Source organism: Hymenobacter sp. APR13, assembly GCF_000737515.1.
Classification (GTDB): domain Bacteria; phylum Bacteroidota; class Bacteroidia; order Cytophagales; family Hymenobacteraceae; genus Hymenobacter.
Window position 1 is genome coordinate 3,317,540 of record NZ_CP006587.1, and the last position, 16,071, is coordinate 3,333,610.

At 62.1% G+C, this 16,071-nt stretch carries 14 protein-coding genes and 1 tRNA gene; 9 read left to right on the plus strand and 6 right to left on the minus strand.

Annotated elements, in window-relative coordinates; translation table 11 throughout:
- Positions 1 to 118 precede the first annotated feature (118 nt).
- Positions 119 to 3,331, minus strand: a complete 3,213-nt coding sequence (locus tag N008_RS13845) for a TonB-dependent receptor (RefSeq protein WP_044016799.1) — start codon at positions 3,329 to 3,331, stop codon at positions 119 to 121.
- Between the two features lie 409 nt (positions 3,332 to 3,740).
- Here N008_RS13845 and N008_RS13850 point away from each other — a divergent pair, with 409 nt between their 5' ends.
- Complete coding sequence (locus N008_RS13850; protein ID WP_052381552.1) at positions 3,741 to 4,244, plus strand: DUF4126 family protein; 504 nt, start codon at positions 3,741 to 3,743, stop codon at positions 4,242 to 4,244.
- A gap of 66 nt (positions 4,245 to 4,310) precedes the next feature.
- Here the strand turns inward: N008_RS13850 and N008_RS13855 are convergent, their stop codons facing one another.
- A complete protein-coding gene (locus tag N008_RS13855) occupies positions 4,311 to 4,631 on the minus strand; it encodes a hypothetical protein (protein ID WP_044016801.1) in 321 nt (106 codons plus the stop codon).
- Positions 4,632 to 4,760: 129 nt separating this feature from the next.
- Between N008_RS13855 and N008_RS13860 the strand changes: the two genes are divergently transcribed.
- From N008_RS13860 to N008_RS13875, 4 genes are all read left to right on the plus strand, one after another.
- Positions 4,761 to 5,549: a diphthine--ammonia ligase gene (locus tag N008_RS13860; protein ID WP_071884540.1), complete on the plus strand. Its 789-nt coding sequence runs from the start codon at positions 4,761 to 4,763 to the stop codon at positions 5,547 to 5,549.
- 73 nt (positions 5,550 to 5,622) lie between these two features.
- Positions 5,623 to 6,030 carry a thiol-disulfide oxidoreductase DCC family protein gene (locus N008_RS13865; RefSeq protein WP_044016803.1) on the plus strand — a complete coding sequence of 136 codons (408 nt, stop codon included), beginning with the start codon at positions 5,623 to 5,625 and terminating at the stop codon, positions 6,028 to 6,030.
- A 237-nt stretch (positions 6,031 to 6,267) separates the two neighbouring features.
- Positions 6,268 to 7,275, plus strand: coding sequence for a zinc-binding dehydrogenase (locus N008_RS13870; protein ID WP_044016805.1), 1,008 nt, complete (start codon positions 6,268 to 6,270; stop codon positions 7,273 to 7,275).
- A 288-nt stretch (positions 7,276 to 7,563) separates the two neighbouring features.
- Positions 7,564 to 7,857 (plus strand): hypothetical protein, encoded by a 294-nt coding sequence (locus N008_RS13875; RefSeq protein ID WP_044016807.1) that lies wholly within the window; start codon positions 7,564 to 7,566, stop codon positions 7,855 to 7,857.
- Positions 7,858 to 7,924: 67 nt separating this feature from the next.
- Here the strand turns inward: N008_RS13875 and N008_RS13880 are convergent, their stop codons facing one another.
- Together N008_RS13880 and rfaD are read right to left on the minus strand one after the other, a co-directional pair.
- The gene (locus N008_RS13880) at positions 7,925 to 9,313 is read right to left on the minus strand and encodes an FAD/NAD(P)-binding protein (RefSeq protein WP_071884541.1); all 1,389 of its coding nucleotides are present in this window, start codon (positions 9,311 to 9,313) and stop codon (positions 7,925 to 7,927) included.
- A gap of 217 nt (positions 9,314 to 9,530) precedes the next feature.
- The gene (gene rfaD, locus N008_RS13885; protein ID WP_044016809.1) at positions 9,531 to 10,499 is read right to left on the minus strand and encodes an ADP-glyceromanno-heptose 6-epimerase; all 969 of its coding nucleotides are present in this window, start codon (positions 10,497 to 10,499) and stop codon (positions 9,531 to 9,533) included.
- 161 nt (positions 10,500 to 10,660) lie between these two features.
- Between rfaD and N008_RS13890 the strand changes: the two genes are divergently transcribed.
- The 4 genes from N008_RS13890 to lpxB all read left to right on the plus strand — a co-directional run bounded on the left by N008_RS13890 (position 10,661) and on the right by lpxB (position 14,449).
- Positions 10,661 to 11,569, plus strand: coding sequence for an ABC transporter substrate-binding protein (locus tag N008_RS13890; protein ID WP_044016811.1), 909 nt, complete (start codon positions 10,661 to 10,663; stop codon positions 11,567 to 11,569).
- A gap of 102 nt (positions 11,570 to 11,671) precedes the next feature.
- On the plus strand, positions 11,672 to 12,670 hold the full coding sequence (locus tag N008_RS13895) for a FecCD family ABC transporter permease (protein ID WP_052381883.1): 999 nt from the start codon (positions 11,672 to 11,674) through the stop codon (positions 12,668 to 12,670).
- Positions 12,671 to 12,811: 141 nt separating this feature from the next.
- The gene (locus N008_RS13900; protein ID WP_044016814.1) at positions 12,812 to 13,228 is read left to right on the plus strand and encodes a 6-pyruvoyl trahydropterin synthase family protein; all 417 of its coding nucleotides are present in this window, start codon (positions 12,812 to 12,814) and stop codon (positions 13,226 to 13,228) included.
- A 111-nt stretch (positions 13,229 to 13,339) separates the two neighbouring features.
- Positions 13,340 to 14,449 (plus strand): lipid-A-disaccharide synthase, encoded by a 1,110-nt coding sequence (gene lpxB, locus N008_RS13905; RefSeq protein ID WP_044016816.1) that lies wholly within the window; start codon positions 13,340 to 13,342, stop codon positions 14,447 to 14,449.
- Between the two features lie 61 nt (positions 14,450 to 14,510).
- Here the strand turns inward: lpxB and N008_RS23205 are convergent.
- Together N008_RS23205 and clpX are read right to left on the minus strand one after the other, a co-directional pair.
- Positions 14,511 to 14,613, minus strand: a tRNA-OTHER gene (locus N008_RS23205).
- A gap of 186 nt (positions 14,614 to 14,799) precedes the next feature.
- Positions 14,800 to 16,023: an ATP-dependent Clp protease ATP-binding subunit ClpX gene (gene clpX, locus N008_RS13910; protein WP_044016818.1), complete on the minus strand. Its 1,224-nt coding sequence runs from the start codon at positions 16,021 to 16,023 to the stop codon at positions 14,800 to 14,802.
- Between the last annotated feature and the right edge of the window lie 48 nt (positions 16,024 to 16,071).

The window sequence follows — 16,071 nt, forward strand, 5'->3', positions numbered from 1 at the left end:
TGAGTGGAGCGGCTTCAACAACCTACCCCAGATTCCTTCCTGCAGCCGAAATAACAAGCGCCCACAAAAAAAGCCCCGAAGCGTGATGCTTCGGGGCTTTTGCTTTCAACCAAAGGCGCTAGTCGAGGATGTAGCGCAGGCCGATCTGGGCGCGCCAGCGGCTGTCGAGGTTGGTGTTGTTGATGAACGTCTGCTGGCCGCCACGGAACTGATACACCGGCGTATTGGGCGCCGAGGGCAGGTAGGCGGTTTCGATGAAGCGGTTGTTGGCGAATACGCGGCGCACGCCCCAGTCCGAGCTGATCAGGTTGCCCAGGTTCTGGATGTCGAAGCTCAGCTGGAAGGTGTGCTTCTTGTCGTTGGCCATCAGGGAGAAGTCCTGCAGCAGCTTGGCGTCCAGCTGCGTGTACCAGGGGCTGATGGCGCCGTTGCGCTCCGTGAAGCTGCCGCGGCGCTCCGACAGGTACTTGTCCTGGCGGATGTAGGCGTCGAGCTGCTCCCACTGCTGGGCGGCCGTCACCACCACGGCGCCCTGCGCGTCGCGGATGTCGACCAGGTTGATCTGGTCGCGGGTGGCGGGTACTTTCAGCAGGTCGTTGCCGAAGATGCCGTCGCGGTTCAGGTCGCCGGCGTAGGTGTAGGAGAAGCGGTTGCCCTGGGCGGCTTCAAAGAAGAAGCTCAGCGTGGTAGCCAGGCGCTTGTTGGCGTACTCAAACCGCTTGCCGGCCGCCCCGATGATGCGGTGCTGCAGCCCGAAGTCGCTGAAGGCCAGCTGCGGCTGGTTGGCGTCGCCCACCACGGGGTTGCGCTGAAACGCGTCGGCCGCAATTTCGCCGGGATTCGAGGTCACGTCCTTGGCCTGCGAGTAGGTGTAGGCCGTCATCAGATACAGGCCGTTGGCGAAGTCCTTTTTCAGCTGGCCCGTGAGGCTGTACTGGTAGCCACGGTTGGTGTTTTCCAGCACAATCACGCCGGCATCCAGGAAGCTGAACTGCCCGTCGGGGCCGTTGAAGCCGGGCGTGATGCGCGGGCCGGCCGCCGGATAGATCAGGCGGTCATCAAACCCTGCCAGACGCTCCGTGGGCGTTACGAGGTTGTAGTTGCGGTGAATGGCGGCGTTGCGGTCCTTGGAGTAGATACCTTCCAGGGTAGCCACGATGCCCAGCGGCAGCTCCTGGTCGATGGCCAGGTTGGAGCGCCACACCTGCGGAAACTTGAAGTCGCGGGCCGTGCCGTTGATCTGGAACGTGTAGCCGGGGTCGAACTGCGAGTTGGAGGCCTGGTTGCTGATCCACACGAACGGGATGCGGCCCGTGAAGATGCCCGTGCCGCCGCGCACCTGCGTGGTCAGCTCGCCGTTCTCGGCCGAGTAGTTGAAGCCCAGACGCGGCGACCACAGCGGGGTGGCTTTCGGAAACTGGGTTACGTCTACCTTGGCGGCTTTGCCGTCCGAGTCCAGCAGCGGCGCGTTCAGAATCTGCTGGTTCTGCGCTACGTCGGTGTTGTAAATCGGCATGTCGGCGCGCACGCCCAGCGTCAGCTTGAAGTTGGGCGTCAGGTTCCACTCGTCCTGGGCGTAGAGGCCCAGCTGGGCCACGTTCACGTCCACGGACTTGATGCGGCGGGTGCCGCCGGCCGTGGCAATGGCGTTCAGGTCCACGAAGTTGGGGTTCGAGCGGTCCGTCACTTGGAAAAACCGGTCAATGTCCAGCCCGCCGAAGAACGGGTAGCCGTAGCGCTGCAGGTTGAAGGCATTCACGAAGTCAAACCGCTCGTAGGTCACGCCTGCCGTCAGCACATGGGCGCCGGCAAAGTAGCTTAGGTTGTCGGTGAACTGCGTGATGTTCTGGTCGAGAACGTTGTTGGCCGAAAACTGCTCGGTGCCCACGCTCACGTAGGTGGTGCCGTTCTTGGTGATGTCGAGCTGCGGAAACAGCGGTGCGTTGGGCAGCTCACGGAAGTCGCGGAAGGCCGAGAAGCTTAGCTGCGCCTTGTTGCTGAGCCGCTCGCCGAAGCGCGAGTTCAGCTCGCCCACCACCGAGTTCAGGTTGTTGTTGATGGTGTAGCCGGAGTTGGAATACTGCAGCGTGTTCACGCCCTGCACCCGCGACGACGGCGCAATGGCAATAGGGTGGGGAGGCTTCTGCTGGTAGCTCTTCAGGTAGTTGTAGCGCAGCGAGAAGGTGTTTTTCTCGTTGATGTTCCAGTCGAGCTTGGCCAGCAGCTTGTCGCTGTAGGTGCGGTAGGTGAAGTCCTGGTAAGTGCCGGGGTCGTAGCCGTACACGCTGATCAGGCGCTGCCGGATGGCGTCCAGGTCGCTCTGCAGCACGCGGCTTACGCCGTCGGCTTGGCCGTTGAGGGCCGCCTGGGCCTCGGCGGCGCTGGTGGCGGGCCGGAAGGTCAGGGCCGGGTCGTCGCGGCGCGTAAGCTCGGCGTTGGTGAAAAAGAACAGCTTGTTCTTGATAATGGGGCCGCCCAGCGAGAAGCCGGTCTGGTTGAATTTCAGGTCGGGGTTGCGCACGGTCACGTCGCCCACCTTCTCGCCAATCAGCTGCTCATTGCGCAGAAACGTGTACACCGTGCCTTTGAAGTCGTTGGTGCCGCTCTTGGTCACGGCATTTACGCCGGCACCCGTAAAGCCGCCCTGGCGCACGTCGTAGGGGGCCAGGCTCACTTCCAGCTGCTCAATGGCATCCAGCGAAACCGGCTGCGAGCCGGTCTGGCCGCCGGGCGTCGGGGCGTCCAGCCCAAAGGAGTTGTTGAAGATGGAGCCGTCGAGCGAGAAGTTGTTGTAGAGCGTATTGCGCCCGCCAAAGCTCAGGCCGCTGCTCTGGGGCGTGAGGCGGGTGAAGTCCTCCTGCGAACGGCTGATGGTGGGCAGCGTGCGGATGGCGGTGTTGTTGATGTTGGTGGAAGCGCCCGTACGGTCCTTGTTTATCTGGCCGTCGCGGTTGCCCTGTACCAGCACCTCACCCAGGGCCTGGGTACCGTCGTTGAGCTTGACGTTGCTTTCAAACGTCTTGCCCAGCGCCAGTTGAATGCCGGAGGCCGTGTAAGTCTGTGAGCCCACAAACGACACTACCAACTCGTAGGGGCCGCCGATACGCATGTTGAGCAGGTCGTACTGCCCGTTCTCGCGAGTGGCGGTGCCGTACTTGGTGCCCGAAGGCAGGTGAGTGGCCACCACGGTGGCGCCGGGTAGCGGTTCGCCTTTGCTGTCCAGCACCAGGCCCTTCATGGCCGAGGTGGTCACTCCTTGCGCCAGCAAGGTTCGGTTACTCGTGAAAAGCACAAAGCCGAGCAGCAGAAACAGTACAATTCTGTTTGTCATAAAAGAGCTTTTTTATTTATCCGGGGCGTGTCCCTAGAATTTCGGTGCAAAAGTAGATGAACTTAATGTGAATTATGCTTGCATAATAACTTGGTAACAATTTGGAAATACATGTATGTTAAAAGGTTGATTTATAGACTATTATAAAATTAATGATAAAATTTATATGTTATATATTATTAGGGATTATCAGAGTGTTTATTTTATAAGCGCGCTTAATATAGCATCAACTGTTGCTGTCGTAAATCGACGTATTATGCTTGTTAAAATTGTATTATAACAATATGTCTTCAAGGGTAGATGATGTGTGCTCCGCGGCAGAGTATCGTAACTCAATGCAGCCTACGGGGCGTGAGTTGCGTTACAAGCAGCACTGTCGTTCTTCTCTAACGTATAGCATTCCCTGAATATGACGAAACACTTCTGGCAAACCGTAGGCCTGGGCACTGTAGCCGGCTTCCGCAGCATGACGGCTCCGGCCCTGCTCAGCGCCAACCTCGTGAAATTTCATCCGCAGGGCCTAGCCGGCTCGCCGTTGCGCTATCTGCAAAAACCACTGGTGGCTACCGGCCTCAAGCTGCTGGCCGGCGGCGAGATGGTGGGCGACAAGCTCCCACAGACCCCCGACCGGATTGCGCCGCCCGTGCTACTGGGCCGTTTGCTGTCGGGCGCGCTGGTAGGGGCAGCCCTCTACCGCGCCAACCACGCCAACACCCGCAACGGGGCCCTGCTGGGCGGGCTGGTGGCCGGGGCGGCCACGTTCGGCAGCTTCTGGCTGCGCAAAAAGGCCACCCGCGAGTCGGGCCTGCCCATTTCCGTAGTCGGCGGCTTCGAGGATCTGCTGGTGCTGGGCAGCGGCCTGGCGCTGTCCAAAGGCAGCGCGGCCGGAGCCCCCGCTGGCTACGCGCTGTAGATTTATTAGTCCACAAAAAAAGCCCGCCAGCATAGCGCTGGCGGGCTTTTTTTTGCATTGGAGAACCTAGTCTTTGCCGACGGTAGAGCGGGCTTCGGGCGACTCCTGCGGCATGTTGTTGACCGGCGAGCTGGCATTGCCGGGGGCACTCTGCAGGCCGGCATCTGCCGACGTTTTCTGGTCGGCTGCGGAGCCTTTGCCGGTGGGCGTTTCCACGCGCTGGCCGCCGCTGAGGCTGTCCCGCTCGGTTTCATTGGTGGTAGCGGCAGGAGCTTCGGTGAAGTCCTGGCTGGCTTGCGGGTCTTTACCGGGCGTTTTGTTGTAGTCGCAGGCGGTGAAGGCCAGGCCCAGGCTGCAGGCTACAAGGAGGGAAGGAAGACGTTTCATGAGAGTTGAAGCAGGTGAAGTAGTAGTAAAAAGATGAGCGGATAGCCAGTAGCTTCTAGGCAAACGGCATAGCACCTGCTTCGGTTGCCGCCGACTTGCGCGGTGTGCTGGCGGCCCTACCTTTGGCGCATGCCCGCCCCAACCCTCATGAACTGGAGCGGGGGCAAAGACTCGGCCCTCGCCCTCTACCACGCCCTGCGCGACCCTCGTTACCACGTCACCGACCTGCTCACCAGCGTCAACGCTCACTACCAGCGCGTGTCGATGCACGGGGTGCGGGTGGCGCTGCTGGAGCAGCAGGCCCAGCGCATCGGCCTGCCGCTCACCAAGCTGGAGCTGCCCGAAATGCCCGACATGGACGACTACGAGCGTCTGATGGCCGCCACCTTGACACCGCTGCAGGCCCACGGCATCCAGCACGCCGTCTTCGGCGACATCTACCTCGAAGACCTGCGCCACTACCGCGAGCAGCAGCTGGCGCGGGTGGGCATGGAAGCCGTGTTTCCGCTCTGGCAGCGCCCCAACGCCGATCTGCTGCGCGAATACCTCGACCTGGGCTTCCGGGCCGTGGTGGTGTGCGTCAACGAGAAGTACCTCGACGCCAGCTTCTGTGGCCGCGAGCTGGACGCCGACTTCCTGCGCGACCTGCCGCCCGGCGTGGACAGCTGCGGCGAAAACGGCGAGTACCACAGCTTCGTGTTCGACGCGCCGTACTTCAGCGCGCCCATTGCCTTCGAACAGGGCGACATCGTGCGCCGCACCTACCAGCGGCCGGCTGCCGCCAGCACCGTTTGCCCACCCGCCCCGGGGGCGGAGGCTCCGGCAGAAGCCCCGGCCGAACCCGCCGCCCCCGACCCCTTCGCGCCCGGCTTCTGGTACTGCGACCTGCTACCGGTGGCCGAAGCCGGCACGCGCTAGCGTAGCTACGGCCGCGCCGAAACAATCCGGCCGCTCAGGCAGTCCTGTACCCAAACCGCCCGCTTTCCTGCCCATGCCTGCTTCCTCCCATATTGTGCTCTTTGATGGCGTGTGCAACCTCTGCAACGGGTTTGTGCAGTTTGTAATTGAGCACGATCCGGCCGGCCGGTTCCGGTTTGCGGCCCTGCAGTCGGCGGCGGGGCAGGCGTTGCTGCGCGAATACCGCCTGCCCGCGCCCCCCGAGCCCGACTCGGTGGTGCTGGTGGCCGATGGACAGGCCTACACGCATTCGGCGGCGGCGCTGGGCATTCTGGCCGGCCTCGGCGGCGGGTGGGCAGTGCTGGCCCGGGTGGGCCGATGGGCCCCGCGCCCCCTGCGCGACGCCGTGTACCGCTGGGTGGCGCGCAACCGCTACCGCTGGTTTGGCCGCCAGGAAGCTTGCTGGCTGCCAACTCCCGAGCTGAAAGCACGTTTTCTGTAAGCCGTCCAACAGTACGGCAGCCGACCGAGCACCTGGCGGGAATCCCCGTTATCCGGAGCCTGTACGCCCTCCGGTGTCAGAAGCTTTTCCGTCGCCTCGGTGCAAACAGTCGCTCCGTGGCAGCAGCTTCTTCTCTATCACCTGTCACGTGTTACCTGTCACCCGCTACCTGTCACGTGTTACCTGTCACCTCATCACCTCATAACTCCATCACCTCATCACCTCATCACTAAAAATATGCAAGCTCTAGTTCTTGATGGCATCAACCAGGCCGTGCAGCTGCGCGAAGTATCCACCCCGCAGCCGGCAGCCGGTGAGGTGCAGGTGCGCCTGCACGCCGCCGCCCTCAACCACCGCGACGTCTGGATTCAGAAGGGCCAGTATGCCGGCCTGAAATTCCCCATCATCCTCGGCTCCGATGGTGCCGGCACCGTGACGGCCGTTGGCGAAGGCGCCGATGCCAGCCTGCTGGGCCAGGCCGTGCTCATCAACCCCGGCCGGCAGTGGGGCGAGCACCCCGCCGCCCAGGGCCGCGACTTCCAGATTCTGGGCTTGCCGCAGGACGGCACCTTCGCCGAATACGTGTGCGTGGAAGCCCGGCAGGTGCGGGCCAAGCCTGCCCACCTGAGCTTCGAGCAGGCTGCCGCACTGCCGCTGGGCGGCGTCACGGCTTACCGCGCCGTATTTACGCGGGCGGCGCTGCAGCCCGGCGAGCGGGTGCTCATCAGTGGCGTGGGCGGCGGCGTGGCACTGCTGGCCCTGCAGATGGCTGTGGCCGTGGGCGCGGAAGTGTGGGTGACGTCGGGCTCGGAAGAGAAAATTGCCCGCGCCGTGGCCCTGGGCGCCAAAGGCGGCATCAGCTATAAGGCGGAAAAGTGGCCCGCCACGCTCACCAAGCAGGCCGGCGGCGGCTTCGACGTCATCGTGGACAGCGCGGCCGGGCCGGGCTTCCTCGATTTGCTGGATGCTGCCGCCCCAGGCGGGCGCATCGTGTTCTACGGGGCCACGCTGGGCAATATGCCCTCAGTGCCGGCCGCTAAGGTGTTCTGGAAGCAACTGTCCATCCTGGGCTCCACCATGGGCACTGAGCAGGACTTTGCCGCCATGGCCGAGCTGTTCGAGCAGCACGGCATCGTGCCGGAAATTGACGAGACGTTTGCGCTGGCCGAGGGCGAAGCGGCCCTGCGCCGCATGGACGAAGGCCTGCAGTTTGGCAAGATCGTGCTGCGGATTGCCGCCGAGTAAGCGAGAAGCTCAGCACAGATCAGCCGCCCGCTGCCGATAGACTGGTAGCGGGCGGCTGCGTGTTTAGCCCTCAGCAACAGCCTGGAAGCCGAAAGAAATATACTAGGCGGTGACTGTCTGAGAATGAGTGTCTTGTAAATATGTTATTCGTGATGTATGATACTGAAAATCAACAAATTAGAAATTATAAATCCAAAGAAAATAGTTGACGTATACGGAATCAATAAAATGCTAGCAATGTTAGTATTTTGTTAGGATTTCAACCCCGGAATCTGGTAACTTTCCCCTATGAAAACGCCTGCTGAATACCTGCAATGCCCGGTTTTTGAACTGACGTATCCAACGGGCGAAGCAGCCGAATCGGTGCCCGTAGTAGCCTACACCGATGCGCTGCGCGCCGTGGAAGCCGCCTTGGCCGACGCCGAGAAATATAAGTACCTGCTGATGCGGGCCCTGCGCCGCAACCGCGCCGAATCGGCTGTGGGCCCGGCCCTGGTGCCGCCGGCTTCCGGTGTGCGCGAATTCTCCATCCGCCCCTCCACGCCGGTGCTGCCGCTCTACCCCGATGAGCAGGCCGCCTAAGCCCGCCGGGGAATAAAAACCACCATCAAAAAGCCCTGAGCCAGCACGGTTCAGGGCTTTTGCGTGCCTATTGCTGCTGCCAGCGGCCAGCCAGCTCCCGCGCCAGCGCCACGGCCTGCTCCCGCAGCTCCGGCACCGCCGTCGACTCGAAGTAGGCGGGGCGGCGGCTGGGGCCCAGCGTAAACAGCACTTGTGACGGCTGCCCGTGCCGGTTCAGCAGCGCCCCGTGCGCATCGGTCTGGATGCCCAGCCGCAACGCGTCCGGCACGAGCTGGCCGGCATCGCGCAAGCTAGCTACCAGCGGGTCGTTGATGCGGCTGTAGTCGAGCAGCGGCCCGGTGCAGCTGACGACGTGCCGCGTGCGCAACACGGATTCGGTGTGCTGATGCTGCGTGTGCACCAGCAGGTCGTGGTTGTCGGCTACCGTGATGCCGCGCACCCGGCCCAGGTGCATGCGGGCCTGGCGGGTGGCCAGCATGTCGCGTACGATGGCGTCGTTCTGCGGGGGGCTGCGGTGGCGCAGCACCGCCCACAACGACGCCAGATGCCGCAGAAACCGCGCCTGCTCCGCCGCTGGCCACGCCGCCCAGATCTGCCCCAGGTGTGGGCGGAGCGAGTCGAACACTGGCCGCCAATCATGGCCCTGGGTGGCGGCCTGCCGGATGCGGCGGCGCACGGCGGCCAGCACTTTCCCCACGGAGGTCAGGCCCAGCAGGTCAGTCTGGTAGAAGCTGGGGTAGGGCGCCGTGGCCGGCCCGTGCACCACCGGCCAGCGCTGGTGCCGCGACACAATGGTTACCGGCGCCCGGTGGCCGTCGGCACGCAAACCCAGCAGCACGTCCACGGCGGTCAGGCCCGAGCCAATCAGCAGCACTTCTTCATCCAGACCAATGGTACGCAAAGCGCCGGCCGCCCACGGGTTGCCGTGGAAGCCGGGGTGCGTGAGGTAGGCGCCCGGCCCGGCAGGGAAGAGAGGCGGGAAATTGCCAAGGGCCAGCACCACGGCATCCGAAATTAGCGAGGTACCATCGGGCAGGTGCACGGTAGCGCGCCGGCCATCGGGCGCCACTTCGGCGGCCGTGGCGGCTTGTGGGTGCCACTCAAACCGCAGGCCGTTGGCGGCCGGGCCTGCCAGCAGGCCGGCTACCAGCTCCTGCAGGTAGCGGCCGTAGGTTTGGCGCGAGCAAAACTCCTGCTCACACGTCAACTCATTAACCTGCAGCCAGTCGGTGAAGTGGGTGGGCTGGTCGGGGAAGGCGCTGAGGGCGGCGGCGCGCACGTTGAGCAGGTACTCGGGGCGGCGGGCGGTGTAGGCCAGGCCGGGCCCGGGCACCGGCCGCGGCTCTACCAGATGCACCGTGCCGCCATGCCACGCTCCCGGCTGCCGCGCCAGCTGCAGCGCCACCATCGAGCCCGAAAAGCCTCCTCCCAGAATCGTGATTGTTGGCTGCTGCAAGAGAGGGAAGAGGAGTATGGGGTGGCGAATGAGCCCGAAAAAATGCGTGAAAAATAGTTCTTAACAAATCCGGGCCGCCAGTGGCCGAACCTCATACGCTCAGCAGCCCGGCCGTGGAACTACCACAACCGGGCTGCTGATGCTGTTAGGCCATATTCTGCCTCAGAAAACAGGCGGCCAGCGGCCGAAAGTCGGCGCGCAATAAAATTAGGGCCCTTTACAGATAGGCGCCCGGCACCAGGTAGTTGCGCACGTAATCGTCGATGCCGTCTTCGAGGCGGGTGAAGGGCCGCTCGTAGCCGATACTGCGCAGCTTGCTCATGTCGGCCTGCGTGAAGTACTGGTACTTGTCGCGAATGTCCTCCGGCGTGTCCACGAACCGGATGTCGGCCGTGCGGTCGAGGGCGGCGAAGGTATTGAGGGCCAGGTCGAGGAAGGTGCGGGCCTCACCGGTGCCCAGGTTGTAGATGCCGGAGTTGCGGCGGTGGTGCATCAAAAACAAACACACTTCCACCACGTCCTTCACGTACACGAAGTCGCGCATCTGGCCGCCGTCGGTGAAGTTGGGGTTGTGCGAGCGGAACAGCGTCATAGAGCCCGTCTTGCGGATCTGCTCGAAGGCGTGCAGAATCACGGATGCCATGCGGCCCTTGTGGTACTCGTTGGGACCGTACACGTTGAAAAACTTCAGGCCCGCCCAGAAAAACGGCTTTTCTGGCTGGTTGATGGCCCAGTTGTCGAAGTCGTTCTTGGAGTCGCCGTAGGGGTTGAGCGGGCGGTAGAGCGGCAGCAGCGCGTCGTCGTGGTCGGAGTAGCCGAGCGTGCCCGAGCCGTAGGTGGCCGCCGACGAAGCGTACACCAGCGGCAGCTGGTACTGCACGCAGGCCTGCCACATCCGCTTGGAGTAGTCGAGGTTGAGCAAATCCAGCACGGCGCGGTCCTGCTCGGTGGTGTCGGTACGGGCGCCGAGGTGGAAGACAAACTCCACGTCGGCGTGGTGGACATCGAGCCAGTCAAAAAACTCGTTGCGGTCCACGTATTCGCGCAGGTGCTTGCCGGTTAGGTTGGCCAGCTTGCGCTCCACGGCGAAGTTATCGACCACCACAATGTCGTTGAACTTGGCGGCGTTGAGGCGGGTAACAAGGCAGCTGGCAATAAAGCCGGCGGCTCCGGTGACGACTATCATAAGGCAGGAATTTTCATCAAAAGTAAAGCACAGACTACGCGGATTGTTGAGATGCCGCCGATTTCTTTCCCGCCGAAGCTGAAACAAGCGCTTTGTCTGGCCATGCGAAATACCGGAAATCGGGCCGTGGCGGAAGCGCTGCTTGGTGGTACTTTTGAGGCATGCCTTTCCTACTCCGGCGCCTGACGCCGCTGCTGCTGGCCGCACTGGCCGCCTGCCAATCTGATCCGCCTGCCACTACTACCGCGCCGCCCGCCGCCCCCCAGCAGCTCCGCGACGACCTGGGCCGCCCGCTGCAGGTAGCCGCCCGGCCGCGCCGCATCATGGCGCTGGCCGCTTCCAGTACCGAAATGCTCTACGCCGTGGCTGATACGGCCATCATCGTGGCCCGCACCCAGGTCTGCGACTATCCGGCGGCGGCCTTGCGCAAGCCGGTCGTCAACAGCTACCCGCTGGACATGGAAAAGCTGGTGGCCCTGCACCCTGATGTGGTGTTTACCGTGGAAGGCATTACGTCGCAGGAAGACGCGGCGCGGCTGGCCAGTTTCGGCATTCCGGTATACTACCAGCGCTTCATGACGGTGGAAGACGTGTTCCGGGGCCTGCAGGACATCGGCCGCATCCTGGGCCGCCAGCCCCAGGCGCGCCGCCTCACCGACTCGCTGCGGCGGGAGCTGCGGGCCGTGGCGGCGGCCCCGCCGCCGCGCCAGAAGCCGCCCCGGGTGCTGGCAATCACCTGGCAAGACCCCATCTACGCCTACGGCCAGAACACGCTCTTCACCGATAAAATCCGGCTGGCCGGCGGCCAGAACGCCGTGGTTGAGCAGTTCGCGCAGCCCTACCCGGCCCTCACTCGCGAATACATTCTGAAGCTCAACCCCGATGTGCTCATCGGCGGCAGTTTCGGCAAGCTCGATAGCACGTTTTTCCGCAACTACCCTGAGCTAAAGCGCATCCAGGCGTATCAGCAGCGCCGCGTCTACGGCATCACCGGCAGCCTCATGGAGCGGCCCGGCCCGCGCGTGGTAGAGTCGGTGCGGGAGCTGCAGCGGCTGTTGAAGGGAAATTAACTGTCATTCCGAGCGCAGCGAGGAATCCGAGTTGCTGCTATGTATGTAGCTCAGATTTCTCGCTGCGCTCGGAATGACAGGCAGCCACTACTTTTGCCGCTGATGAACCGACCTGCTTTGCCCTGGATTGTGGCCAGCCTGCTGCTGATGCTGGGGCTGGTGGTGCTGGGGCTGCGCATTGGGTCCTACGCTACAAGCTATAGCTTCGTCTGGCAGACGCTCACGCACTACAACCCCCAGGACCCCGCCCAGCTAGTGCTGCTGGAACTGCGCCTGCCCCGGATTCTGCTGGCCCTGCTGGCCGGCGGCAGCTTGGCCTTCAGCGGCTACCTGATGCAGGCCATGGTCAATAATCCGCTGGCCGACCCGTACCTGCTCGGGACGGCGTCGGGTGGGTCGTTGGGGGCTATTCTGGCGTATTCGCTGCTGCCGGTGCTCACGGTGGGCGGCTTCTATCTGCCGCCGCTGTTTGCGCTGGCCGGGGCACTGGGCACCACGCTGGTGGTGGTGGCCGTGGGCAGCCGCCGGGGCCAGATTCTGCCGGCGCAGCTGCTGCTGGCGGGGGTGGCGCTGGGCTCCCTCACCACGGCCATCGGGGGCGTGTTCACGTTTTTGTCGGCCACGCAGGAGCGGCTGCGTAGCGTCACGTTCTGGGCCGCTGGCAGCTTCGAGCGGGCTGGGTGGGCGGTGCTGCCGTATCCAGCGCTGCTGCTGGCGGCGGCGCTGCTGCTGTTCGGCTTCGTGCAGAAAGACCTAAACATTCTGCTGCTGGGCGAAGAACGGGCACAGGCGCTGGGCGTGCACGTTGCCCGTACGCGCTGGCTGTTGCTGCTCACGGCCTCGGCCCTCACGGGCTGCGTGGTGGCGTTGTGCGGCCCGGTGGGGTTTGTGGGACTGATGGTGCCGCACCTCACGCGCTGGCTGCTGGGCGTCACGGGCCGGGCCAACATGCTGTTCTGCGCCCTGCTCGGGGCCAATTTTCTGCTGGCCTGCGACCTGCTGGCCCGGGTGCTCTACCCGCCGGCCGGCCTGCCGGTCGGCCTGGTCACGGCCCTGTTCGGCGTACCGTTCTTCGTATATTTGCTGCGGAATAAAGGTTGATGCGCTGATTTTCCCATGCGCCGCTCCGCTGATTGCATCCAATCAGCGGCTGGCCATGCGCTTCGTTCTACCGGATTGGCTGTCAGCTTACGGGCTGCATCCGTCACTCCATCAGCCATCAAATACTCAGTACAGCACCGAATGATTTACATCAGCCGACAGGAACACTTCAACGCCGCCCACAAGCTCTACAACCCCAAGTGGAGCGAAGAGCGCAACCGGGAAGTGTTCGGCCCCTGCGCCAATACCAACTGGCACGGCCACAACTTCGACCTCATCGTGACCGTGAAGGGCAAGCCCGACCCCGAAACCGGCTTCGTCATCGACCTCAAGCAGCTCAGCACCGTCATCCGCACGCACATCATCGACCAGGTAGACCACAAAAACCTGAACCTCGACGTGCCGTTCATGCAGGGCCAGATGGCCAGCACCGAAAACCTGGCCATTGCCTTCTGGCAGATTCTGGCGCCCGAAATCGAGCGGATTTCCGCTGCCCGCCTGCACAGCATCAAGCTCTACGAGACCCCGCGCAACTTCGTGGAGTACCTCGGGGAATAATTAATAATTAGGAATTAGTAATTAAGAATTGACGCTGAGTGATATGCTGCTTAGCGCTAAGTTTTGATTGCTAAAACTCTTAATTCTTAATTACTAATTATTAATTCAAAAATGAAATACTACCTCATTGCTGGCGAACGGTCCGGCGACTTCCATGCGGCTAGCCTGATGGCCGAGCTGCAGCACCAAGACCCGCAGGCGGATTTCCGGTTCTGGGGAGGCGACCAGATGCAGGCAGTAGGCGGCACCCAGGTGCGCCACTACCAGGAAATGGCCATCATGGGGTTTTGGGAGGCGGCCACGAGCGTGCTCAAGTTCCGCGGCTATCTCAAGGAAGCCCAGCGCGACCTGCTCCAGTACAAGCCCGACGTGCTGATTCTGGTGGACTATGCCGGCTTCAATATGCGGGTGGCCAAGTTTGCCAAGGAGCAGGGCATTAAGGTGTTCTACTACATTTCGCCCAAAATCTGGGCCTGGAACCAGGGGCGCGTCCACAGCGTGAAGAAGCTCGTGGACCGCATGTTCGTCATTCTGCCCTTCGAGAAAGACTTCTACCAGCGCTTTGGCTACGAAGTCGACTACATCGGCAACCCCATTTCCGACTCGGTAGCCGAGCACCAGGCTGCCACCGATTTCTACCAGCGCAACCACCTCGACCCCGAGCGGCCCATTATTGCGGTGCTGCCCGGCTCGCGCAAGCAGGAAATCGAGGAAATGCTCTACGAAATGACGGCCATCATCCCGCCGTTTCTGCAGTACCAGTTCATCGTGGCCGGCGTCGACAACCTCGACCCCAATTACTACGCCCACTTCGAGCGCAACAACGTCCGCATCATCTTCGACCAGACCTACGATCTGCTGGCGCACGCCAAGGCCGCGCTGGTCACCAGCGGCACCGCCACGCTGGAAACGGCCCTCTTCAACGTGCCGCAGGTGGTCTGCTACCGCACCAGCGCCGTGTCCTACGCAATAGGAAAAGCCGTTATCAAGGTGCCCTACATTTCCCTCGTCAACCTCATTGCCGATAAGGAAGTGGTGAAAGAGCTGATTCAGGGCGAGTTCAACTCCCGCAACCTCGTCACCGAGCTCAAGAAAATTACCGCCGACGAGGCCTTCATTGCGAAGCAAAAGGCCGACTACGCCGAAATCCGCGAGAAGCTAGGCCAGCAAAAGTCCGCCGAGAAGGCCGCCAAGCTGATGGTGGGGTATTTGAAGGGGTAATTCGATTTACGACAAAAAATAAAAGCCTCGTCAGAATTTTCTGACGAGGCTTTTTTGAGTCTGGTGGGGGTGGGGGACTCGAACCCCCGCTCTCAATCCTGAATTCAGATTACCCTTTCTATGCTTCCAATGTCTGATAGCTTGGAGCCTGGAACCGTTCCCCCACGAGAGCTACTCCACCTACTACACTTATGAACGTTGTCATCATGTTCGTCAGGTTTTGGGTTGTCAACACAGTTACAAGTGAGGAGAACGTCAGAACACCAACTAACGACATTGCAAAGTCAATAGTCAAAGTAACCTTTAAACTCAGGTCCTTTATCCCTCTTGCGAAGGATGTAAATTAAAGCCTACGCCGCGCGCAGCTGCTTCAATGCCGTCTGCTCAAACTTGCTCCGGGCGTAGTCTTCGTCAATCACCAGCTCCTTCACGCCTTCTTCGGAGGGCATGTCGAACATGGCGTCGGTCATGATGCCTTCGCAGATGCTGCGCAGGCCGCGGGCCCCGAGGCGGTACTCGTCGGCCTTCACCACAATGTACTCCAGGGCGCCTTCCGAGAAGCTGAGTTGAATGCCTTCCATGTCGAAGAGGCGCTGGTACTGCTTCACGATGGAGTTCTTGGGCTCCGTCAGGATTTTGCGCAGCGTGGCGTGGTCGAGCGGGTTGAGGTGCGTGAGCACCGGCAGGCGCCCAATCAGCTCCGGAATCAGCCCGAAGGCTTTTAAGTCCTGGGCCGTTACGTAGCGCAGGAAGTTGTTGGTGTCCACCTTCTCGTCGAGCTGCGTCTTAGCGAAGCCAATCGGCTTGGTGTTGAGGCGGTTTTTGATGATGCGCTCAATACCCACGAAGGCGCCGCCGCAGATGAACAGGATGTTCTCGGTGTTCACCGTAATCATTTTCTGCTCGGGGTGCTTGCGGCCGCCGTGGGGGGGCACGTTCACGGTGGTGCCTTCCAGCAGCTTCAGCATGGCCTGCTGCACGCCCTCGCCGCTCACGTCGCGCGTGATGCTGGGGTTGTCGCTCTTGCGGGCAATCTTGTCAATTTCGTCGATGTACACGATGCCGCGCTCGGCCGCTTCCACGTTGTAGTCGGCGGCCTGCAGCAGGCGCGTCAGGATGCTTTCCACGTCTTCGCCCACGTAGCCGGCCTCGGTCAGTACGGTAGCGTCGGCAATGCAGAAGGGCACCTGCAGGATGTTGGCCAGCATGCGCGTCAGGAAGGTCTTGCCGGTGCCGGTTTCGCCCACCATGATGATGTTGGACTTCTCAATCACCACGTCATCCTTCTGCGGCTTCTGCATCAGGCGCTTGTAGTGGTTGTACACCGCTACCGACATCACCTTCTTGGCTTCGTCCTGGCCTACCACGTACTGGTCGAGGTAGTCCTTCATCTCGCGGGGCTTCACGAGGTTGAATTTCGGCGCTTTCGAGCTCGTCCGAATCTTGTTTTCCTCGTTCAGAATCTGCTGGGCCTGCCCGACGCACCGCTCACAGATGTGCGCGTTGATGCCGGAAATCATAACCGAGACGTCTTTTTTATTCTTTCCGCAGAAAGAACACGTTATATCTGCCATTGCCAGGGAAGCTCTCAGGGTAGGGGAGGAGCAGCCACTTGCGCCGCT